The organism is Desulfomarina profundi, from assembly GCF_019703855.1.
In the GTDB taxonomy this organism is placed as follows: Bacteria; Desulfobacterota; Desulfobulbia; order Desulfobulbales; family Desulfocapsaceae; genus Desulfomarina; species Desulfomarina profundi.
In genome coordinates this window covers 849159-873040 of the sequence record NZ_AP024086.1, presented here as the reverse complement: position 1 = coordinate 873040, position 23882 = coordinate 849159, and the positions used below count along the sequence as shown (strand labels likewise).

Here is a 23882-nt window from a genome sequence, read left to right as displayed (position 1 = left end):
GGAACAGAAAAATATGATCCCTAAATCCTGCAATTGGCAAGTTAAATATTTTTTCTTTATTCCCGAAGCGCAGGATTCAGGTAATCATTGACCCGACAGCATCTCCTTGTGCACCCGCTCTGCCTGCAGGCAAAAGGCCTCCAGGCGGGCCTCAATAATCTGGGGAAAGGGATTGCCATCGGTTTCAATGGCAAGGAAGGGGAATTTACGTTCATCATCGGCAGGCAGTTGCAGAAATGCATGGCCGTTCAATTGTGTTTTCTTCTCACCCACGTTGAATTTTTCATTCAGTATGGCCTCCGCGACACGAACCGGCATACAGCCGAAAGGCCCTATGGATATGATACCACAGGCAGGGTTGAGCATATCGTGAAACGCGGAACCGACAGTCAGAATAACCTCTCCCCGTAACTGGGGTGATATATACTTCTCCCCTGCCTTGACCACATGGCTTACCCGCATATCACCCACGTGAAAAAGCCCACTGGGAGCCAGCAGTTTTCTAATTCTGGCATCAGCCTTTTCCTTGGTAAGATGGCCAAACCAGAAGGAAAGAGAACGTTCGCCCATAATCCCCTTTTTAATCAGCCAGTCGAGGTACTTCACCCACTCACTGTTCTGAGCGGTCCGGACAATAAACCCACGGGCCGCCATTTTTTCTATGAGTTGTTGAAGAGATATGGGATCGTGGCGGACATAGATTTCTCCCACCAGGGAAATTTTGGGGATGGCTTCGTACGGCTGAACAAGTTTGATTTCTGAAAGTTCCCCGGCAGTCCGTTTCAGCTGCCCGGCCAATTCCCGCCACTCACCACCAATACAATTTTTTATCGCCGAAAAATTTCTGTCAAGGACTTCCAGTGCCTCCTCCCTGTTTACGGCTGCGGTCAACAGGGTTGCCCACATCTCATCGAAAAGATCACCAATGACCACACTCCGCCAGGCTGCAATGGAAAAGTCGGTCCCCATGCCACCGTAGCAGTTTTTTGAAGTGGGTGAAAAAACAGCAACATCTTCAAATTTATGTTGACTGATAACCCGTTTTGTATACACATTATACTGGCCAAAACGACATGGCCCCGGCGCACTGGGCATAAAATAGACAGTCAGTTCCCCTTCCGGCCGGTCGTTCTCAAGATAATTGAGAATAGAACCGACGGTCGTCTGCAGGGGCAGACACTCCTTACAGCTTGAGTTTCCCCGTCCGAGCTTCAACACCTCTTCATCCGCCGGATCCAGGGCCATGGCCCGAATACCGGCCCGTGAAAAAGTGGCAGCGAAAAGGGGAGAGCCATACCTGCTCATGGCGGGCAGAACCACGCGCACCCTCCTGTCGGTCAGGGGGACCACTTCCCCGTTCGACCGGTGCATACAGGCCATATCCCCGTGAAATTCCATTATGGCCGGAACAGAACCCTCTTTTTTCCTTTTTTTCTTCTTTTTCTGCTGCAGCACACGATACGAGGCAACAATATCCAGAAAGGCTTCAATTCTGGTCTCTATTCCCGCATCCGCGGTGTGACTGTCCAGCTCCAGGGTAAGGCTCGGTTTCTGAGCCATGATATCGCGGAAATAGGTGACGACAAAAGAGTCCGGTCCGCAGGAAAAGTTAGTGATATAAGTGCCGAAAAGCTGGGGATGGGACCGCACAAAGCGGGCACATTTCATCAGCATGTTTCCCATGGCCCAGTACATGTTGCTTTCTTCTCCAAGCCCTTCTTCACCATAGGGGAGCATATCAAAGGGTATAATCCGCACATTCCTCGAGGCAAATTTCAAAGTAATTCCCTTATTTGCCTCCGGCACAAAACTGTTATAGGGCCTGCCGAAAAGGACAATACCGATATCTTCCGGATTCTTCTCCAGTTCCGCCAGAAACTGCTCTCCCATAACCTTCATTGCTATCCGGTTCTGCTGCTGGGCCTTGTAGGCCGCCTCAAATGCCTGCCTGCCCTCCCTGCCGGAACATCCCAGCTGCCGGGCAATTTTTGCAAAATTTTTCCGGTTACGGCTGAAACTATGCGAAAAATCAATCACCGGACTGAGGGTACGGGACGAATCCAGCTCCCCGAAGGTGGATTTCAGATAGTATGGTTCACCTTGAACAAAAACACAGGTGCATGAAACATCACCTTCCCCGGACGGGATACCCTTGAGATGGGGCAGGAAGGTGTAATCTGCCTTGATCTTCAGCATTTCATTTACAAAACCGTGCGCAATTTCTACAGGATAACAAAAGGATGATTTTTTTCTGCTCACCCCTTCCGGATCAACCCGATCGGGCAGAACCAGGTCAAACCCCAGGTGATCAAAATAAGTCCTGTAAAAGGGGAAATAGGTATTCACCAGGAAGGATCTGTTCATCCGCACCTTTGATCGATTGCCATTCTCTTCATTTTCTCCGCCGAATACCAGTTCCTGGCGCCGGGCCACCAGGTCAAAAACAGAATCATCCCCCTTTTTACCGATTGCCAGATTATCATACCGGTTACAGATCCCTCCGAAAGGTAGTTTCCGCGTACCCACTTCGATCATGGCGATCTCGCACTTCCGGTCACACTTCTCCCTGCCGCCACCACAGATAAAGCTTTTCCCGTAACGAACGGGAAGATCTGCCAGGTGCTCAAGATCAAAACTGCCCTTTTCGAGTAATCCCTGCTCTATCCGCTTCTCAACCTCAAGGGCAACGCCAAAGGCCCCCATCAGACCGGGGTCAGGGGGCACAATAATTTCCCTGCCGGTCAGGGCCGCCATGGCAACGGGAACAGCACGGTTATAACAGACACCACCCTGGACAAAAACCTTCCTGCCCACGGGTCGATTTCCCTTCACACGATTTATATAGTTCATGCAGACCGAGTAAACCAGTCCAGCCACTATATCCTCCATATTGATATTCTGCTGGACCGCGTTTTTAATATCTGAACCGATAAAAGCAGCGCACTGGTCATTAAAATCTGGCGGATTTTCCGCACGACAGGCCGCATCACCAATCTCTTTAACATCAAGCCCCAGGCTCTCCTTTGCCGACTCTTCCAGAAAAGAACCGGTTCCGGCACTGCAGGCCTCATTCATGGCATAATCGTTTGGAACACCATTTGTCAGATAGGTATATTTGGCATCCTGTCCCCCGATTTCCAGGATGGTATCCACTTCCGGATCAAAAAATGCCGCAGCAGTCGCGTGGGCGGTGATCTCGTTGATAACGGCCGTAGCGGAACCATGCAACCCGGCAATCTGTCTTCCTGACCCGGTAATTCCCAGGGCGTCTATAACGACCGCAGCCTCCAGTTGTTCCGCCAGGGCCTTGTAAACATTTCTTGAAGCACAGATGGGGTCACCGTTTGTCCGCTGGTAGGAAGATGCGAGAATCTTCCTGTCTGAACAGCGGAGAATCACACCCTTGGTCGTTGTCGATCCCACGTCAAGGCCGAGAATCGTTTTGTCACCGGCCCGTGCCCTGCCATGGGGCCTGGCTTTGAAATGAACAAGATGGCTGTATTCTTTCAGTGGCTTATGACAGGAAAAACGGGAAAGATTGTCAGTGAAAAGTTTTTCAATTCCCGAAAACGGCCGGGTTTCATGTTCCAGGGCCCAGCAGGCTGCCCCCATAGCCTCAAAAAATGACGCCTCATCTGGAATGAACAGTTCATCAACACGACTTTTCAGGTAGTGGACCAGCCCCTTATTTTCGCTGCATCCGCCGACCAGGCACACATGGCGACTCGGTAACTCCTTAAAGAGTTCTTCCAGCTTGTCAGCCATCATTAATGTCAGACCGGCCACAACGGATTCTTTCGGAATACCCTTGTTCAGGGCATGGGTGCAGTCACTTTTGCAGAAAACGGAGCAGCGGCCCGACACCCTGAACGGGTTTTCCGGAATATCCATGGATGAAACACTCTCCATACTGATATCCATTCTGCGCAACTGCTGCTGAAAAAATTCTCCCGTGCCGGACGCGCATTTATTGCCCGTTTTGATGTTCTGAATGCAGCCGAAATCGTCGAGATGGTAGACCATGAAGGTCTCTCCCCCGCCACTGATGATCACCCTGAAAGGATGGCCAGAAGGTAGAATATGGCGGACAGCCAGCTCAACAGCCTCGGGTTCGGAAATGGAACTGCACCGAACTGAATTTCTTAACTGCCTTCCGGTGACACAGATTCGTTTTTTTTCCAGGGAACTGACACCGGCCAGTATTTCCCGCAATGTGCCACGCACATCACCGAGATGAGGCTTTCTGGTTCTGCTGACAATCTTTCTCTTTTCGTCCTGTTCAGCCATCTCGACGATAGAAATCGTCGAAGCCCCCAGACAGATACCAAGTGATGCTGTAACGCTCCTATTCACTGCAGACACATTCCCCCTTAAAGCCTGGCTGAGCATACAACACAGCCATTTTTCCCCTTTGACTACAAAACAATGGAACCCTCAATTACGAAATAAATTCTACCCGAACTGCAATTTTCCAATTAACCATTACCTGAAATAATAAATAAAGGCTACACCGAACCTGTCCAAACCGGATAATCAGGAAAAATATTATCTGGTGTCTGTTCAGAAATGGGTTTTTTATGATTGTTAACCACAGGCCAGCCTGAACTATTGCCGCATTACCAGGTTGGCTGAGTTTCAAGGGTAACCAGAAATTATTATACCCCAAATCCTGCACTTCGGGAACAAAGAAAAAATATTTATAATGTATAAACAGATAGTTATAATATTACAACAGGGGCTGTACTACTCACTATCAGAGTGAGATTGTTTTTTCTTTATTCCCTTGCCCTGGGGGATTGGCAATTTCATCGAATCTGCTTCGTTATCAAGTGCTTGAAGTATGTTAATACGTCTGCGCCCTTGATGCCTCGCATCTCCGAAAAACTTGCCAATTGCAGGATTTAGGTATACAGATATTTTTTTCTCAGTCATTGGAAAAGTTAACAGCCCCCTTTTTACAATTTCTGACAGGCCGGGTTTCACATATACTCAGGTTGCAATTTGAGACATTGATTTTTTCTCTCCATCTGAGTAGTAGTACTTCAACCAAAATTTCCATATCCTGAATTCGTATCGGCCTGGTGGTTTTGTTTTTTCGTCTTACCTGGTCCGTCACGGTTTTGTGATTTTAATATTCTTCTCATTGCGTATCAAACGTTAACGGATTCAGGCGACCATAAGGTACTTTATAACTGCGTATGAAGCTGCAAAACCTTCTTAACGCCCTGGCGCGTTCTGTCTGCCGACACCCGTTCATCTGGCTTGTCATTACTTTTCTACCGACACTGCCGTCTTTTTACAACATTTCCAGGCTTGCTCTCAATACAGATGTCATCCGTCTCCTGCCGGACTCAAGTCCCGCTGCCATGTGGACAAAAAAACTGGAAAAAACTGTTTCAGACGGTGGATTTTTCACCATCCTCATCAAGGGTGACGACCGTGCAAAACTCATAAAAACAGTAGAGAAAACAGCCAAAAGAGTTGAGCGGATTGATGTGGTCGGCAGCGTAACCTATACCTACCCAAAGAGCTTTATCGACCACTTTCGCTACCTGCTTATATCGACAAATTATCTTGAAAAAATACTTGATTATACCCTTTCCATCAAGGCTGAACTGAATCCGTTTACCACTGATCTTCTCTCAGGAGAAGGAAATGGTGTCGCGGCAGTCTCCGATAGAGATGAGGATGAAATCAAGCGACTCTTCGACCGCTATTCCAAACTGACCCGGTACCACGAAAGCCCGGACGGTAAAATAATCGGTATTTTCATCCGTCCAAAGGCGGGTTTCTCCAACATTGCCAATCTCCACTCCCTGCTTGTAAAACTGGAAACCATCAGCCGGGAAATCACCGCTACCACAGGCTTATGGTCGGGAGTTGGTGGATCCCAGATCAATAACCTCAAGGAATATGATGTAATTCTCTCTGATCTCAAACGTTCGGGTACAATTACAATGATCGCTGTGGTGCTGATTCTTATCCTCAGTTTCCGCTCCATTTCCGTATTACCGGTGCTACTCTACCCTCTCGGAGCAGGGCTGCTCTGGGCCTTTGCCCTGGTTCCGCCTGTTCTTGGTGACCTGAATATTATCACCTCCTTTCTCCTGATTGTCCTGTTCGGCATGGGTATAGACTATTCCATCCATCTCGTGAAACGGTTCCAGCAGGAACTGCGTTTATATACTCCGGAACAGGCACTCATCCTTACATACAAGTCGACGGGAATTTCCGTGATGGCCTCAGGACTGACCACCGGCCTGGCCCTCCTGGTCCTTACCGCCTCTGATTTCCGCGGTTTTTCTGAATTCGGCCTTATTGGTGGCGGAACGATTCTCATCATGCTCCTGTCCATGGTTACGGTGATGCCGCCGACAATGCTTGTCGCTTACAGGTTTGGGCTTGTCAAACCCCTTGCACCACCGAAAAATCACCGAAAAAAACTCTTTGCCAAAACAGCCGTCATCACAACGTTACTTCTTCCCCTCTGTCTCTTTCTCTCCGTTAAAAACCTGAAATTCAATTATGATTTCAATAAACTGAAGCCGCAGATCGTCCAGGATGAAACATTTAACAAACGGAATAAAGAGGTTTACAAGACGCGTTACATGTCTCCCGGGGCTCTCTACCTGGCTCCGGACATCCCCAATCTGGATCGGCTCCTGCAGGCTGTCAACACCAGCATGAAACTGGAACATTCCTTTTTCCAGAAAGTGACATCGGTTCGCACCTTTGCCCCCACCCGGAAAGACAGACTACAGCGAGCCGCTCTCATCGGAAAGATCCAGGAGGAGCTCCAGGGCAGCTGGATCAGAAAAATAAAAGATCCCCTTATCCACGACTGGGCTCTGGACATCAGGGACTGGCAGCTACCGGAACAGGGACCAGACCTCGATATGCTGCCGAAAAACCTTCTCAATTCACTGACCGCGAAGAACGAAGATGGCAAACTGTTTTACCTGGCGGGAATTTACCCCAATGTTTCCAGGGGAAACGGTAAAAACGCCATGGCCTTCACCAGGGAAATGTATAATTTGAAACTGCCGGACAGCGTCCAGGGCCCCGTGGGAGAAATGCCTGTATTCGCTGAAATCCTGTGGACCGTAATCGATGAGGGTCCCTGGACACTTATCTTTTCATTTGCCGGAGTTTTCCTGCTGATTTTTCTTTCCGTCCGCTCCCTGAAAGAAAGTCTTTTCATCTCCCTTCCCCTAGTAACCGGGTTGATAATGACCACCGGCATCATGGCATTGACAGATTTCAGACTCAACTTTTTCAACGTGGTTATTTTTCCCGCTCTCATCGGTATGGGTGTTGATTCGGGGTTCACTATTACCGGCGCTGGAAGGAGCTCAAAGGTGACACACCCACGTGCCAGCGTGAACTGTTCACACCGCTTTCCGTCTGTACCCTCACCACCATTACCGGGTATTCCGGCATGGTTTTCGCTAACCATCCCGGACTACGCTCAATCGGCCTCCTGGCTTCCCTGGGACTTGCATGTATCTGGGTAACATCCCTGGTACTGTTCCCCTGGCTCCTTGAAAAAAACAGGAACAGATGATCTTTCTGGATATCAATACATTCTACGGGCCACGCGGCGGCGGTATTCGCACCTATCACCAGGCGAAAATCAATTATTTCCTGACACACCCTGCCGATTCCTACATTCTCATCTACCCCGGCCCCGACCGCCGGGAACAGAGAATCGGCCAGAATGTACATCTGGTCCAACTGCGTGGCAAGGCGATTACCTCCGACCCGGATGGTTACAGGTTCCTGCTCGATTATTCCCGGCTTTTTCAGCTCATTCAGAGAGCAAAACCGGACGTTATTGAGGCGGGAGACCCCTACCTGACCGAATTTTTCACACTCTTTTCCCCCTTCCGAAACAGAATGATCCGCGCCTCCTTTTTCCACTCTGATTCACCGGAAACCTACCTGGACCCATGGCTGGCCGGGAAAAAAATTCCCGCAGGAAAGACCATCGCCGGAATTGGGAAAAAGCTGTTTCTTGCCATGCAGAAAAAATTTGACACGACCCTGGTTCCCTCGCTTCTGCTCGCAGATAAATTAAAAACCCATGGTATTCGACGGGTAAAATATACACCCTTCGGCAGTGACCCGCTGATGCTGGAAACATATACAGAAAGAAAGTTCACCCAAAACCAGGGAAAAACAGCACTGCTCTATGCCGCACGACTGGATGGTGAAAAAAGCATCGATATCCTCCTGAACAGTATCCCGGAACTTCTCCTGAACGAGAATATCTCCATTACCGTGGCAGGCAGGGGACAATATGAGAAAAAGTTTGCCGCAATCAGCCATCCCCGGTATCATTTTGCGGGTTTTATTTCCTCAAGGAGCAAACTGGCGGAACTTTTCAACAGGAACCAGGTTTTTCTTGCAACCGGCCAGTATGAAACATTTGGTTTTGCGGTGCTGGAAGCCATGGCCGCCGGACTCGTGGTGGTTGGTCCGGATCGAGGAGAAACCGGCCTGCGATTGAGACATCTCTACTCCCCATTTATGTACAGGGGGGGAGATCAACAGGATTTTATAGAGAAAATCAAACACGCCTGCAGCAGTAATCTTGAACCGTGGGCCCAAAGAGGACACAATTACGCCAGAAAATTCGGCAGCTGGGATCAGGCCATTGAACGGATGATAGTTCATTACAGACACCTGTTATACAATTATAAACCTGTACCTTCCAACCACCGGTAAAATTCTGATTACGGACAATACCCAGGCAGGTACATCTTCAATTTGACTGTAGGGTGCCTTGAACAATCAGATTTTCCGCAGCGACGCGGAAATCAGGCAAAAAAGCCATTTATAAACAGGCACCAGATAACACAGGGGAGCATACCAGTGGCAAAAGTTGACATGCACTGCCATTCGATCCATTCCGACCAGCCCATCCATTGGATATTCAGGAAACTCGGCGCCAGGGAAAGCTATACTCCGCCGGATGAACTGTATCATCGCCTGAAATCCCTGGGAATGGATTTTGTCACCATCACCGACCATAACCGGATAGACGGCTGTCTTGAACTGAAAGAAAAATATGACGACACCTTTATAAGCTGTGAATTTACTGTCAGTTTTCCGCACGAGCCGGCGGAAATCCATCTCTGTGCCTATGACATCACCGAACAGCAGTTTACGGCAGCCCTGAAACTCCGCCATGACATAAGGGAGTTTGCCGAATTTTTCAGGGAAGAAAACACCCTTGTCTCAGTTCCCCATCCCTTTCACTGCAACAGGGGAAAACTGACACTGAACCATCTGGAACAGGTCCTCCTGCTCTTTGACTGCTTTGAGGAAATAAATGGACTGCAGATGGAAACTGCCAACCGCATGCAGCAGGAATTTTTTGAGAATCTCACCCCGGAATTTTTACATGTCCTCCAGGAAAAACATGATATCACCCCCGTTGGCCGGCAACCCTGGAAGAAGAGCAGGATCGGTGGCTCTGATGATCACTCCTCCTTTTTCCTGGGTCGCTGCTGGACTGAAGTGGAAAACGCAGCAGATTATCAATCCTTTCTTGACGGTATAAAGGCAAAAAAAAGTCGCGGCAGGGGTCAGAGTATGACAGCTCTGGCTTTCAGCCATTCCACCCAGTCAAACTGGATCAATGCCATTCTCGACCAGTACTGCAAACCCGGCTCCTTTGATGACCGACTGATCAAAGTTGTCTCAAAAGTCAGGCCCCAGTCACGAACCCGGAAAATAATCAACCGACTGGCCTCGGTCAGCGAAACAAAAACCGTAGTGGGCCGTCGCCCCTCGTTTATAAAAAAATACATCCTCAAGAAACTCATCCGCCTGCGCCTGCTTCTCTTTCTCTTTGCCCAGAAAAAATTTCTCAACCAGCAGTTGCAGGATGATTGCGAATGCCTGGCCATGGATGTACCCATCGGTTCAGCCATAGAATTGGAATCGTTTAAATCAACAATAAAACAGCTGATGAAGGACTGGCGGGACACGGACCTGCTGTTTAACCGCAACCCGTCACGTGATCTGCAGGAAGAGACTTACAGGTTTATTTCCACCATCTTTAACACCCTCTACAGGTACTCCTTCGGCCAGTGGCTTTACCATATACAGACAGGCAATATTCCGGAGGCCTTTGCCAAACTCTCCCTGATTGTACCGGGTATCCTGCCGGCAGTCCCCTATATCATGGGATACAAACATTTCTTTTATGATAATGAATACTTGAATAATATAGGTACCACCTGGAATCTACAACACTCCCCCACCAACCAGGCAGAAAAATGGGCCTGGTTTACCGACACCCTGGTGGATGTGAACGGCGCCGCCCAGATCATCCGGAAATATACGGAACTGGCCAGGCAGAGCACCGTTCCCATAACCGCCATCACCAGTCATCCGGTTCAGCCCGATTATGACGGGGATTTCATTAATTTCAAACCGCTCTTCCATTTCCCCCTCCCGGAATATGAATCCATGACCCTGGCCATACCACCGATACTGGACCTCATCCACCACTGTGAACAGCAGGGTTATACACGACTGATCATTTCCAGCCCGGGACCGATCGGGCTGCTGGGCCTGTGGATCGCCAACCTTCTCTCCATCCCGGTCTCCGGTATTTATCACACCGACCTTCCCGGCTACACGGGCCGTCTCACTGGTGATCCGACTATGGAACAGGCAGCCTGGCAGTTAATCCGCTTTTTCTATGGAAGAATGGACAAGGTCTTCACACTGAGCGAAGCATACAGACAGAAGCTGATTGAACATGGTATTGCCGAAGAAAAACTCCACCTCTTTGCCAAGGGTATTGATGTTGACTTTTTCAGGCCCGGCAAGGCCAATATGGAACTGAGGGAACGCTGGGACGCGCGGGACAGTACCATTCTGCTCTACGTCGGGCGGGTTTCAAAAGAAAAAGACCTGGATATCCTGGTGGAAAGTTACCGGAAAATCCGTCCATCCCGTGAAGACATCTCCCTTGTCATCGTTGGGGATGGACCCTATCTCAACGAACTGAAGGAAAAGACAACCGATCTGCCGGGAATTATTTTTACAGGCTTTATTGTTGGAGAAGAACTGGCTGAAATCTATCGAAGCTGTGATATTTTTGTCTTTCCGTCCACCACCGACACCTACGGAACCGTTCTCCTGGAAGCCCAGGGTTCCGGACTGCCTGCCATCGTCAGTGATTCAGGCGGCCCTCAAGAGGTCATCGTCGACCGGGAAACCGGCCTGGTCACCAGGGCAAAAAGCGTGGAAAGTTTTACTGACGGTCTGCTTCGCCTGCTGAACAATCCTGAACTTTGCCACGAAATGGGGAAAAAAGGAAGAGCGCTGGTGGAAGAAAAAAGCTGGCAGAACGCCTTTCATTCTTTTCTTGCAGAACACGTGAAAATAGACGAGAATTTAAAAAACTGAAGCAGGAAGAAGAGTGTAGAATGTTCACAGGAATTCTCATAAAATATGGTCCCGGCAAAATTTCGGTACTGATAACAGCTATCGTCATAACGCTGTCCGTTATCATCACCTCCCTGTCCCTTGTTGTTTTCCAGGGGTATATTGACACACTGGGTATCATAATCTGTATAGCAGCACCTCTTCTCATCCTCCCTGTTCCCGCAAAAATATTCTTCTCGATGCTCCTGAAACTCAACAGGACAGAAGAGCTGTTGAGAAAAAAAAACCAGGATCTGGAACGAGAAGCAGAAAAAGTCAGGACCCTCAGTGGTCTGCTGCCCATCTGTTCTTCATGTAAAAAAATACGGGACACGGGAGGAAAATGGAACGATCTTGAATCCTACCTTGATAAACATTCCGAAATACAACTCACACACGGTTTCTGCCCGGAATGTGTGGACAGACTCTATCCGTCATTTATCAACAACACTCCGGCACCAGACCAGCCTCAATCACCCGGACAAGATCAGCAAACACACGTTCCGCAAGATCCCTCCTCCTCTTCCGGCAACGTCGAAGATAGTAGAGAAAATTAACTAGAGAGCTTGAATCACCTTTTCTGATCAGGTCATATTCCCACGTAACATGAAGGGTAATGACCCGTGCCTGTCCCCCCATCGGAAAATCAGAAGTGCGACCATAAAAATCTGATCCAATTCTTTCCAGCCGACAACGAGGAATTCTTTTTTCTGAAAAATATCTCCTCAGGCCGAGTTCTTCCAGTATCCGGCCGGTCCTGAAACCGGCCCTGTTGCAGGGAGGAATATACTCATTTACCTGCAGTCCTGTAATCTCTTCCAGAAGCTTCTTCCCCTTTTGCAGTTTTTCGAAAATAACCGATGAATTATCATGTTCAAATTCATCAAACCCTCCAACCGTTCCTCTCTGGTTATACGGATCGCCACGCTCCACAAGGTATTTTGAAAAATGTGGATATCCGTGATCATATCCATGGAGAACGGGTCGCATATAACGAAGACCTGAAAGGAATAATTTCATGTCTTCGTCCAGAATGGCCGGAACAATACCGAGACGATAGTCCGTTTCCAACTGTTCAAATTTGAGCAGGATCTCGTGTATTTTATCTCTATCCGCAACCAGGGGACGGACGCCGGTGGGATAATCATCAATACGGATAAGTTCCCCGGTAAGATCCCCCATGTATACTGTGATGTCAATCATATCCTCACCAAAAGCCAATCGATGCCGCAGTACAATTCTCCCCGCATAATCACCTGAGGGAGGGACTCCTATATGAAGATAATAGTGGCAGGATTCCATAACCGCCTCAACTGCCCTGTCAAATTTTCCATGTCCCCCAGGTACAACACCAATAACAAGGTCATACCTCCTGCCCGTGGGCTTCCAGAGTTCTATCCTGTCCCGGGGATCGGTTTTTCCCCACAGTTGTCCCTCTTGTCCATCGTGAGTAAAGAGAGCAACTTCACCCGCATAATTCAGCTTAAATTCTTTTATTAACAAATTAACTTTATTCATATTATTTCCAACCCGGCCACATAATCCACAAATTGCTGCCAGGCAGTCTTCCATTTCTCAAAAGTCCATGTATCAAAAAAACTCTTCCGTCGCTCCATTTCAAGAGCCTGCCGCAGAGCCCTGCTCACCAGTTCAATATTCCCCGTTCTTTCCAGGAAATAACCACACTGTCACCGTACTCAAGATAACTGCCCACATCAGTTGTGACAACGGGCAGACGGGCCGCTTCAGCATCGGCCATTGCATAGCTGGCACCTTCGCTCAAACTGAGACAGAGATAACAATGAGCCCGTCGATAGGCCTCTTTTCGGGTTTCATAACTGCAGTCCAGGTGGCAGAACTCATATTCATGCAGTTTTTTTCTCAGCTTATCTATGAGCTCACCGTTCCCCTTGTTCCAGGTTCTCCAGTCTCCGAGGATAACCGGTCGTCCACGGCGTAAAACACCATCAATACTTTCCACCCATGACGGTATTACCGGTGGTTGTTCCACCCGGTAATGACAGGAAAACTGCTCCGCGGTCCATCGGGATGGTGCCACAAAAAACCGGTTCTTTTTTAAATACATCCGTTCCTGGGCCAGGCAGATTTTTCTGTTCTTCCTGCTGCGCCACCGGGGATCACGATCAAAATGGGTCTGGGCACAACCATGATGAACAACGATAGTACGCAACCTTTCAGGGACAAGAAGAGAGGTTTCACTACCGGTTATAACTATGGTTTCGGGTGCCTGATAAGCCAGTTTCTGCAAATACAAGCGATTTTTCCATGATGTGTTCAGGGAAAGAATATCAGGAAAAACCCTGCGGAGCTCCCAATCAAACCGGGGAACTCCCGACCAGGCACCGTCCTCAAACCTACGGGGCACCAGACTCACAAGAGAGACATTAGCCATTTGCCACCCGCCTTTTCAATACCGTTCCAGGAAGACTCAGGATAAAATTCCAGTCCTCCCCTTTTATCCGCCCGCTCAAGGTCCCGAACAGGGCAAAACAGCCGATCACACAGAAGGCAATCGCCGCAAAACGCAGACCGGCGCTCCCTCCCAGATTCATCTTCAAAAGGAATCCGCAAAGCGCAGCAACAAAACCAATCGATAACGTCTTCAAGTAACTGACCAGGGGAAAAACATTTTGTCCTCTCATCCCGGTGGCCTCAGCTATGCATCGGCAAAACAGAACCACATGAACAATAAATGCCAGCAAGGTTCCAAGGGCCGGTCCTTCAAGACCGATAAGAAACATGGCCGGGACACTGAACACAATATTGGCGACAAAGGAGAGAACAGCCACACGGAAAATCAGTTCCGGTCTGCCGGCGGCAACCAGCACATTGCCGAAGGCAGCAACACGTCCGACAGTAAGAAAACAGTACAGCCTGAAAACCATGGCCGCTCCCAGGTATTCTTTCGTAAAAAGCAGCTCGATCAGTTCCTCGGCCCCCACCACAAAAACAAGGCCCAGAGGCACGGAGATAAGGGCAACCTTTTCAATAGAAAGACGCCAGATACGAATTGCCTCTTCCGCCTTTCCCTCATGCATCAGGGTGCGAAAATGGGGGGCATATACAGACCCCACCGAGTAGGCTATGGAGGTGACAAAGGGAATCTGCCAGGCCCCTATTTTATACTGGGCGACAAGGGAGGCAGCAAAAACCAGGGCAACCAGAAACTGGTCTACCCGGTTATAGAGCAGCATCGTCGCCTCGGTGATCCCCATGGGTACGGCAAACCTGACAATCTGACCCGCGCTGACATCAACCACAGTTTTTTTCCCGTTTGCCCGTGGAAAAAGAACAAGAAGATAGTAAACCAGGAACAGGCCATACAGCAGCCCGGAAATACTGTAGCAGCTGATAATCACCCAGAGATCCAGGTGAAGAAGAACAGGAACAAGAATGGCGAAAACGGCCAGAAGGGATTTGACAACCCCCACAGTGGCCGCCGTCTTTGCCCGATCTTCAATAATTAGGAGATTGGGTAGCATCCGTGCCGGAAAATCCCCCAGGGGATAGAGAGCAAGCACCAGCAGATACTTTAATCCCGAAGGCCCCATCACTGAAACACCTCCGACAACGCTGTCCGTAATCCCGGCGAGAAATCCCGGCAGGAAAAAAGCAACAAGCCCGAGAAATAAAAGAAGAAGACCGGCAACAACCCCCATCAGAAACATGATAAGGGCTACTTTGACGGCAATGGCCCGCCGCTCATCAGGCATCCTGGTGGGCAGGAAGTAAACGAGGGCATCAGGAAAAGCAGTGGCAAAGACAGGTGCCAGAAGAGCATAAACGAGCAGCACACCACTGAGAATACCCACTTCCTCCATGGACAGAAAACGAACCAGGATAATGGGAATAATCGCTTCCGACAGAGAAGCAAGAATTTTCCCGACTATCAGCGCCATCGCCTGAAACGGCTGTTTTCCAGAATCTACTGCCAATTCCCATCCCCCAGCAAATCAACCTCCAACCCCTCACCCCCAACACCTAACTCCTCACCCCCTACTCCAAACCCAAAAGAATTAAGTTGAGATTGTTGCAGTTTCCCACTAAGAAAGCAATACATAAAAAAACTTCCCAAAAACCTACGGAGTCCAACCTTGAAAATACTCATATGGGCAACCACCTTCGGCGGTGACCTGTGGAGTCTTGCCCGATACCTGGACAAACGCCCCGAGATCACCCTGAAAATCATAATGGACAACCCGAAACTCCACCTCCGGGAAGGAATCGCAACACTTTTCCCCCTGCACTCGGAAATCGTAAAGAGACGACTGTACAGCCACCTCATGGGAATTCCGGGTTACTCTCCTGACATCACCGTTATGGATAATCGCGTACCTCTTCGGCGACTGTCTCCCAAGGGCTTTATGCTCTGGCACGGATTCGGCTGGAAGGGGCCCAATGATCTCCATGAATTTGCCCATCTCCATAGGTCCATCAGGCGCTGCTGGGGTTCAGCCATGGCCCCCAATGACCTTTTCCGCTGGCAGACTTTCGGCCAATGGGATTTTGCTCATCGGACAAAAATCAGCGGCTTTCATCCCCACAACTGCTGCATTACCGGTTCGGCCTGTCACGACGATCTCCGCGTTCCCCTGGACAGGGAACTCCTCCAACCGTATTACCCCTTTGATGTTGTCGGGAAAAAAACTGTTCTCATTGCTCCGACCTGGCATTACGGCGAGGTCTTCGCCCACTGGGGCAATGATGCAGAATTGTTCCACAAACTCCTCTCCAGGCTTAAAGCCCGTGACACTAATGTCATTCTTCGGCTCCATGATTCCTTCAGATATCCGAAAAACTACATCAGAACTCTCAATGAACTTGCGGAAAATCACGGCAGTATCGTGCTTAAATTCAAAAATCACTCCCCTGATAATTTTCTCGATATGCAGGTAGCCGACGGGCTGATAACCAATTTTTCGTCTATTGCCAACCTTTTTTATGCTACAGGCCGTCCCACCATTCATATTTATCCCGTTGCCGACTGTGATGAAGAATTTATGTGGCGAAGATACACTCCTGCTGGTATCTACAGTAAAAAAGTCAATTCAGTAAAATATATATGGAAGCTGGCCCCGGAGGAAAACGGCGGTCTTCTGGCCTGTTCTTTTTCCGAGCTCATGTCCCATGTGGACAAAATACTTGAAGAACCTGGATGCTGCCGGGAAAAGGCCGATAAATTCCTGACAAAATATATGCTTGGAGCAGACAGAAAGAACTGTGCTCGAATCCTTACGGAATTGGAAAAGATGTCTGTCCGCAGGGGCTGAAACACTACTTGGAAAACAGCATGCAGCAAACCGAAAAAAAACGGACGGGTGTTATTCTGGCGGCAGGACTCGGCTCACGTCTGGCAAAAACCGGATATGTCGAAAAACCCCTTGTGCCGGTCCAGGGTATTTCCCTTCTTCTTCGAACCCTCAGAAGTCTGGAACTGGCCTGCCACAGGGCTGTCATAGTTCTGGGCTTTGAGGGAGAAACAATCCACAGTTATGTAAAACACCATTATACCGGCACAATGGAGCTGGTATTTGCCTTCAACCGCAACTATGTCCTGGCAAATGGTGTTTCCGTTCTTGCCGCAAAAGAATACCTGGACGGCGATTTTATTCTTACCATGGCCGACCATATCATGGAAAGCAGTCTCGTGGAACTGGCCCTGCATCACACCCCTGTCACCGGTGGAGCAACCTTGCTGGTGGACTACAAACTTGACACAATATTTGATATGGCCGACGCCACCAAGGTTTTTGAACGGGACGGGCAAATCCGGTCAATAGGAAAAGAGCTGGAGACTTTCAACTGTGTGGATACGGGTCTCTTTATCTGCACATCCGGATTATTGAAGGCTCTTGAAAGCATTTACAAGGCCAAAGGTGATGTCTCCCTGTCGGAGGGTGTACAGCAGCTCTGTGAAAACAACCTGATGAACTGTCTGGATATCGGTGATGGCTTCTGGCAGGATGTTGATACAGAAGAAATGCTGAAGCATGCGGAAGAGCAATTACGTAAACGCCTGGTCAAAAAAGTTGCCGCATAAGTGGTTGTAACAGGTACTCAAACACTTGCCTTCCCGATTACCCTTGAAACTGAGCCAACCTGGAGATGTGACAATTTTTCCAGGCTGAGCGTTGTACGGAATCAGAGTTGCTTTTTGATCTCACTGCGTTCCTTGCGGTAGAGCCTGTTTTTTTTCTCCAGCCTGCCAATTAGAAAATTGACCGATTTTTTAGAGATAATCCGACTGAACTGGCTCTGGTAGTTACGAACAGTATCCACCCCGTCGGCAATATAATTGACAATAACCCAGCGACCCTCTTTTTTTTCAAGAATATAATCGAGTTCCACCGAATCTTCTTGAAACCAGGCGATGGTCTTCACCCTGGCTGTCCGCCCCTCCACCACCTGGCCGAGATAATCAAAACGATCAGCCCGGTACCGACCGAGTTTACGGGTGGCATTGAGTTTCAAGAGAGCAATAAATTCAGTTTTGAGTTGCTCGCATGAATCCCCGCTTCCGCCCACACAGGTTTTTTGCACCACCCTGTCTGCAATTTCCTCGAAATCCGTTACTTTTTCCATAACCCTGGTGATATCATCAAGCACTTTCCGCGTAATCTCAGGGGATGCCTCATAAATATCAAGGACAAGCGTATTCGAGCTGCGAATAACATCCAGGGGAGTAATTTCCGCACGAAGTGAATGGGCAGAACATACCAGGAGAAAAACAATGATCAGCCGACAGACCTGCAGGGCTGGTCCGGAAGGTTCTGCCACGGCAAAACTGCCCGTCGTGCTGCTATTTTTCATCTTGTTCATATTTTTCATTTTTTTCATTTAAGGGTATTGCAACTTTGCCATTTTGTATCCAGAGAAGAAAAAGATCCATGTCTCCCGCCCCTTTTGCCAGCTCAGCGAGGGAAAGCAGGTAATGGAAACGTGTTTCAATTTCACTTCCCTTTAATTTGTAGTAGGCCTGGTATGCCTTCACCAGCCGTTTTACATCACCGATGCCCATGTCAAAGTTTTCATTTTCAAGCCTGAGCCATGTCCTCGCTGATTTTATAGACTTTTCAACAGCCAGAAGAAGTTTTTTATTGTTTCGTGCCTCGGTATAGGCTTTCCTGAGCCCACCCTCCAGCTTCAGCATTGCCACTTTCTTTTTTGCGGCAATTTTTCGATATTCAAGCAGGGCCTTTTCTTCTTTAGAACTGTTGATATGATAATTAAAATCCCATTTCAGCCCCAGGACTCCACCCAGTTTTTTATAGTTATAATCATCGTTGATAAATGCATTTGTCTGTTTGTCCCTGTTTGGGGCAATACCGTAGCCGGCACCCATGGCCACAAACAGATCAGGATATTTCATCTTCTTTTCCAGAGCCGCTTTCTGTTTCAGGGATTCAAGACCAAAATCGTAACTCTGTAACAGGGGTGAATGGTGACGGGAAAAATCAAGAAAGAGTGGGAAAAAATTACTGTTCAAATCAAGACCCGGTTCCTCTACAGGTATGACCTCGACTGCAAAATCCTGGTCCCGTCCCAGTAACCCGCGGAGATAGAGCATGGCCTTTTCCCTGTCCACTTCAGGTCTGGACGCCTGTTTTTCAACCTCAAACAGCATCGTTTTTGCTTCCAGCAGATGACCGGCATCAATATCCCCATCCTGTTCCTCAACCATTTTTTCCAGGCGATCGAGTAATTCTCTATAATGCTGAACCAGTTCCCTGCCGATTCTTTCCCCTTCACTGCCGGCGGCAACACCCAGAAAAGCTTTGGCCACTTCAAACCCGAGGATATTTACCGATTCACGAAAAACTGCCTTTTTCATGGCCACATTATTTTTCCCGGCGCCCATGGCATTGTCATATTTTCCAAAAGAATAAATCGGCTGCACAGCAGTGATATCCGCCTTGAAAAAAGGCCCCATATGACCATAATCCTCGTTTGAGTCCGGGGTATCCGTAATATCACCCCGGGCATCGGAAACCATGCCTCCGTAGGAGATCAGTTCAAATTGAGGTGAATGGAAAAGACCGAAAATTTCCTTTATTTCCTTGCGGGCTTCAGTAATTGCAATGCGGTTCTCTGAAATGGCCGGGCTCTGCCTGCGTGCCATTTCCATGGCCGCTGCCAGGTCAAGAGCCAGGCAATCCGCACCGGAGCTGACCGGAGTGAACAAAACGGTCGAAAACAAAAAAACAACTGTGAAAATTGTAAATAAACCGTGTAACAAAACGTGTATCTCTCGTATCTGGTGTCTGTCCGGAAATAAGAATTTTCATTCAAAAAGGCCGTGTCCGGACATGAACGATCTGGTTATATCAAGGATTTCTTACTGTTGCCGAACTTTAACCTGACGCCGCCTGAACTGATGAGAAATGCGGGTTAAGATCCGGCCATGCCGGTATGTTCGTGTTTACAGATCATCAACAGCCTTTTACTTCAACCAATCAAAACAGTTTTTGCCGCTTCTGCAAAGAGATTATTAGATCACCTGGCCAGAGTTTATATGAAAGTGACGAAGAAAATGAGCACTCGCATCACGTTCATCGTTCGTTGTGGCTGTGATCTATAATTTGATCCAGCCATGCTGGTTATAAAAAAACAGTTTCTGAAATTCTTGTTCTTGTAAGCACAAGCTGTATATGCTACTGTTCCGGCGGAATGTCAACTTCACTTTTCACTTGAACAGGGCCATGTTCCGGTGAAATTTCTTTTTTCACTTAAATATAAATGACATGAGCAAAATCAAAGTTGGGATTATCGGGGTCGGCAACTGTGCAAGCTCACTTATCCAGGGTATCAATCATTACGGAAAAACGGACGGCGAAGACGCAATCGGCTTAATGCACTGGAAAATCGGACGTTATAAACCCACTGATATTGAAATCGTCTCCGCGTTTGATATTGACAGGCGTAAAGTCGGGCTGGATATCAATCAGGCCATTTTCGCCAAACCCAACTGCACAAAAATTTTCTGCCCGGAAATTGCTGAAACGGGAACAGTTGTCAAGATGGGAAAAATTCTTGATGGTTTTTCGGACCATATGAAGGATTATAACGACGAGTCTACATTTCTTCCTGCAGACGAAGAAGAACCTGATGCAAAAGAGATCATAGAAGAACTGCAGCGTACCGGCACCGAGGTACTCATGAATTACCTGCCGGTGGGGTCGGAACAGGCAACCCGCTTCTATGCCAACTGCGCTCTGGAAGCCGGTGTCGCTTTTGTCAATAATATTCCAGTATTTATTGCCAGCGATCCGGAATGGAGTGATCGGTTCAAGGCCAAAAACATCCCCATAATAGGTGACGATATCAAGGCACAGCTGGGTGCCACCATTGTCCACAGGGCATTGACAGACCTCTTTAACAAACGGGGAGTCAAACTGGAAAGAACCTACCAGCTCAATACAGGTGGTAATACTGATTTTCTGAATATGCTCAACCAGACCCGCCTTTCTTCCAAAAAGGAATCGAAAACCGAAGCTGTCCAGGCGGTGACAGCGGCACGTCTGGAAAAAAACAATATTCATATCGGTCCCAGCGACTATGTAGCCTGGCAGAAGGATAACAAGGTCTGTTTTATTCGTATGGAGGGCAAGCTCTTCGGGGATGTTCCCATGAATATTGAAATGCGCCTTTCCGTTGAAGATTCACCAAACTCCGCCGGAGTGGCCATTGATTCCATTCGCTGTGCCAAAATTGCCCTGGAGCGAAAACTGGGTGGTGCGCTGACTGCACCTTCCAGCTATTTCTGCAAACATCCTCCGATCCAGTATACGGATGACAAGGCATACCAGCTGATGGAAGAATTCATCAGCCAGGATGTTCAGGCAATTTCCTGATCCTGACATGGGGAGCAATCTTCAAAAACACTGCTTTTTTTTAGCCCTGCTGCTCTATCTGATTTTTCCTCAATCCAGCGTTTTGAGAGCTGCGGCACTCCCTCCGGATCTGGACGAAAATCCAGAGACAGTGCAGAGGATGCTTCACGACAAGAGCGAACTGGAACAATCACTGTTATCCTGTGAAGCTGAGCTGAAAAAGACTCCTGAAAACCCCGTCCTTCTCAGGAAATGTGCCTACCTGCACTATCTCCTGGGCTGGCTCTACGGAGAAAAGGTCGACAAAAAGAAACATTTCTTTTCGCTTCTTAAATATGCAAAACAGGCATACTATCTTTCTCCCGAGAATTACAGGAGCTTTCTTCTACTGACTGTTGCCAATGCCAAGACAATCAACTACCTCCAACCAGGTGACCAGGTCCGCATGGTTCACAAACTGCTTAAGGATACAAAAACTCTGTTGCTCCGGAAACATGATGACCCGGATGTCTTCTATCTTCTTGGCTGGCTGAACTTCAAGGTCGGTCGTATTTCCTCTATTCAGAAATTTCTCGCCTCCGTCCTCTTCGGTGGGCTGCCGGAAAATCTCACTGTAGAAAACGGCTTCACATTCTTAAACCGGGCCGAAACTCTGAAACCGGACAGTGTCGTGTATGTCTATGATCTTGGTCTTTTTTACCTCAGAACAAACCAGAAGGAACAAGCCCTTGTTCAATTTCAAAAAGCACAGTCCATGAAAACCCTGACCCTCCAGGACAGAATCTACAGGCGTAAGACCACAGAGCAAATCAACCAACTTTATAAAACTTTGAACAAACAGTTAGTGAGTGCCTTAAAAAATTAGCCCGCATTTCTCATTTTCCTATGGTGCAGAGATTAGACGAAAAAGCATTTTTTCAAGATGACCAAAGGCTTACCTGAACCACAATACCAGTGAAAAGGGAATTCCAATCAGCAGGATAAAACTGACAACGATTAATCCGAGGAGACGTAATCCCGCCAGTGCGATGGCCCTGGCCGGGGATTTCTTCTGCAGACGTTCAATTTCAGTGAGTTGAATCTCTTTCCCAACCGGTTTTGATTCCGCCATTTCCGCCAGCGAAATGATCTGATTTAACTGCGTTTCCATGGATTCGGCATTGGTCAATGCAAGGCTCGACAGGCGCCTGTTGACAATCATCTTACCGGGAATGAACTTCACACTCCAACTCACCAGCAACATCGTCTCATTCATCAGATCCTGCAGCAGGTCCAGGGTAACCGGATCAACCAGGAAATGGTTCATCCAGGTTTCATCATGGGCAAATACGTCCATCGCCCGAAACAGAGGATGGTTGCAGGTGACCAGATGACTTCCCTTTCGACCGGCCAACCACAACAGGAACTTTCGTAAAAGACCACTTCCGCCTACCCGTGTACCGATAACCGCACGGGTTTTTACTGCAACCGGTATGCTCACTGTTAAATCCAGCCCCTGGAATATACGAAAGCGCGACATATGATCCCGTGAGCCGAAATACCTGCTCTGTCTTCTGTGAAACAGCTTGACAGACACATCACGTCCTGAAAATTTCCCGGCAAATTCGGCCGTTACAACACCTACTGATTTTTTACTCAAACCCAGGGGAGCAAGAAATGATTCAAAATAATTCCACAGGATATGGCCCCCACGGATACCGGTAATTGCTCCGATTTCGGGGAGTTCACATCCGACATTCTTCTCCTCTGCAGATTTCATTTATTTTTCAACTCCATGATAAAAATCCAGGAATGGGTAAATCGATTTCTTGACAGAATCAACCCACATTTCTCATATATTAATTTTGTAAACAGGAGTCATGACAATAACAACTACAATGTGGCAAAAACTTCTGACAGGCCACGATCACAAATCAACCCATCCAGCTGAGCAAAACTGCTGGCAAAACTTGCAAAATCGACGCCCCTTTTGATAGAATTACTGCTGAAAAAGAAATATTGGTCAGTATAACTCTGTTGAAGGAGAGAAATGCTCGATTTTCGTCTTGCCTCTTCCGCCATTTCCACTCTCCTGAGTGGTCTTGAAAAGGAATCTGCGTCCGACAGGTACAAAACCTATACAACAATAGTACACCTGCTCGACGACATCGAAACGCACTCCAGAAACAGTGGCATTGACGACTGGTTTATCCATGAAAAGATACTTGAACTGCGTGTGACCCTCGCCCATGCCGCCGGCCTGAGAGATAATGGCAGCAACCTGCAACAAAATGTTGTCATGGCAGATACCATTCTCAAGACCCTCGTTTCCGGCCTTGATTACCTTCAACTTGACCCTGTCAAATAAACAATTTTCAGAAACAGGAGCTTCGATGGAATGTCCAATGTGTTCAAAAAAACTGCAACTGATAAAAAAATATGATATGAGAAAATTGAATGCACACCATCATTCCACGAACTCTGATCCCCAGTTGGCCGATACCGGTTTTAAAACTCTTTTCTGGTGTGATACCTGCAAAAAGGAACTGAACTGGATGGAGCCGACCGGCCGTAAACCATGGTGGGCTTTTTGATCCCGTAACAAAA

General features: G+C 48.1%; 18 protein-coding genes. 10 read left to right on the top strand and 8 right to left on the bottom strand.

Going from position 1 to position 23882, the window contains the following annotated elements; all coding sequences use genetic code 11:
• Positions 1-84 precede the first annotated feature (84 nt).
• Positions 85-4353 (bottom strand): acyl-CoA dehydratase activase, encoded by a 4269-nt coding sequence (locus LO777_RS04090; protein WP_228856290.1) that lies wholly within the window; start codon positions 4351-4353, stop codon positions 85-87.
• Positions 4354-5198: 845 nt separating this feature from the next.
• Between LO777_RS04090 and LO777_RS04085 the strand changes: the two genes are divergently transcribed.
• The 4 genes from LO777_RS04085 to LO777_RS04070 all read left to right on the top strand — a co-directional run bounded on the left by LO777_RS04085 (position 5199) and on the right by LO777_RS04070 (position 12002).
• Entirely contained in the window at positions 5199-7514 is a 2316-nt protein-coding gene (locus LO777_RS04085) for an MMPL family transporter (protein WP_228856289.1), read from the top strand.
• Positions 7515-7560: 46 nt separating this feature from the next.
• Positions 7561-8727 carry a glycosyltransferase gene (locus tag LO777_RS04080; RefSeq protein ID WP_228856288.1) on the top strand — a complete coding sequence of 389 codons (1167 nt, stop codon included), beginning with the start codon at positions 7561-7563 and terminating at the stop codon, positions 8725-8727.
• A 147-nt stretch (positions 8728-8874) separates the two neighbouring features.
• The gene (locus tag LO777_RS04075) at positions 8875-11427 is read left to right on the top strand and encodes a glycosyltransferase (protein WP_228856287.1); all 2553 of its coding nucleotides are present in this window, start codon (positions 8875-8877) and stop codon (positions 11425-11427) included.
• Between the two features lie 20 nt (positions 11428-11447).
• Complete coding sequence (locus tag LO777_RS04070; protein ID WP_228856286.1) at positions 11448-12002, top strand: hypothetical protein; 555 nt, start codon at positions 11448-11450, stop codon at positions 12000-12002.
• Here the strand turns inward: LO777_RS04070 and LO777_RS04065 are convergent.
• The 4 genes from LO777_RS04065 to LO777_RS04055 are packed head-to-tail and all read right to left on the bottom strand — an operon-like array spanning position 11887 to position 15401.
• Positions 11887-12963, bottom strand: a complete 1077-nt coding sequence (locus tag LO777_RS04065) for a polysaccharide deacetylase family protein (protein ID WP_228856285.1) — start codon at positions 12961-12963, stop codon at positions 11887-11889. The genes LO777_RS04070 and LO777_RS04065 overlap by 116 nt on opposite strands.
• A complete protein-coding gene (locus LO777_RS19950) occupies positions 12960-13091 on the bottom strand; it encodes a hypothetical protein (RefSeq protein ID WP_268907506.1) in 132 nt (43 codons plus the stop codon). The genes LO777_RS04065 and LO777_RS19950 overlap by 4 nt, the downstream gene beginning before the upstream one ends.
• Positions 13088-13858 carry a glycosyltransferase family protein gene (locus LO777_RS04060; RefSeq protein ID WP_228856284.1) on the bottom strand — a complete coding sequence of 257 codons (771 nt, stop codon included), beginning with the start codon at positions 13856-13858 and terminating at the stop codon, positions 13088-13090. The genes LO777_RS19950 and LO777_RS04060 overlap by 4 nt, the downstream gene beginning before the upstream one ends.
• Positions 13851-15401, bottom strand: a complete 1551-nt coding sequence (locus LO777_RS04055; protein ID WP_228856283.1) for an oligosaccharide flippase family protein — start codon at positions 15399-15401, stop codon at positions 13851-13853. Before LO777_RS04055 ends, LO777_RS04060 begins: the two co-directional genes overlap by 8 nt.
• 159 nt (positions 15402-15560) lie before the next feature.
• Between LO777_RS04055 and LO777_RS04050 the strand changes: the two genes are divergently transcribed.
• Positions 15561-16736: a CDP-glycerol glycerophosphotransferase family protein gene (locus LO777_RS04050; protein WP_228856282.1), complete on the top strand. Its 1176-nt coding sequence runs from the start codon at positions 15561-15563 to the stop codon at positions 16734-16736.
• 20 nt (positions 16737-16756) lie between these two features.
• On the top strand, positions 16757-17506 hold the full coding sequence (locus LO777_RS04045) for a phosphocholine cytidylyltransferase family protein (protein ID WP_228856281.1): 750 nt from the start codon (positions 16757-16759) through the stop codon (positions 17504-17506).
• 101 nt (positions 17507-17607) lie between these two features.
• Here LO777_RS04045 and LO777_RS04040 read toward each other — a convergent pair whose 3' ends face one another.
• Entirely contained in the window at positions 17608-18303 is a 696-nt protein-coding gene (locus tag LO777_RS04040; protein WP_228856280.1) for a Tgt2/MlaC family protein, read from the bottom strand.
• Complete coding sequence (locus LO777_RS04035) at positions 18266-19663, bottom strand: TolC family protein (protein WP_228856279.1); 1398 nt, start codon at positions 19661-19663, stop codon at positions 18266-18268. Before LO777_RS04035 ends, LO777_RS04040 begins: the two co-directional genes overlap by 38 nt.
• 544 nt (positions 19664-20207) lie before the next feature.
• Between LO777_RS04035 and LO777_RS04030 the strand changes: the two genes are divergently transcribed.
• Both LO777_RS04030 and LO777_RS04025 read left to right on the top strand, forming a co-directional pair.
• On the top strand, positions 20208-21317 hold the full coding sequence (locus tag LO777_RS04030) for an inositol-3-phosphate synthase (protein WP_228856278.1): 1110 nt from the start codon (positions 20208-20210) through the stop codon (positions 21315-21317).
• Positions 21298-22161 (top strand): hypothetical protein, encoded by an 864-nt coding sequence (locus LO777_RS04025; protein WP_228856277.1) that lies wholly within the window; start codon positions 21298-21300, stop codon positions 22159-22161. The genes LO777_RS04030 and LO777_RS04025 overlap by 20 nt, the downstream gene beginning before the upstream one ends.
• 69 nt (positions 22162-22230) lie before the next feature.
• Here LO777_RS04025 and LO777_RS04020 read toward each other — a convergent pair whose 3' ends face one another.
• Complete coding sequence (locus LO777_RS04020; RefSeq protein ID WP_228856276.1) at positions 22231-23055, bottom strand: hypothetical protein; 825 nt, start codon at positions 23053-23055, stop codon at positions 22231-22233.
• A 270-nt stretch (positions 23056-23325) separates the two neighbouring features.
• On the opposite strand from LO777_RS04020, the gene LO777_RS04015 reads away from it, so the two are divergent.
• Together LO777_RS04015 and LO777_RS04010 are read left to right on the top strand one after the other, a co-directional pair.
• Positions 23326-23643, top strand: a complete 318-nt coding sequence (locus LO777_RS04015; protein ID WP_228856275.1) for a hypothetical protein — start codon at positions 23326-23328, stop codon at positions 23641-23643.
• A gap of 25 nt (positions 23644-23668) precedes the next feature.
• Positions 23669-23869, top strand: coding sequence for a hypothetical protein (locus LO777_RS04010; protein WP_228856274.1), 201 nt, complete (start codon positions 23669-23671; stop codon positions 23867-23869).
• The last annotated feature ends 13 nt before the right edge of the window (positions 23870-23882 follow it).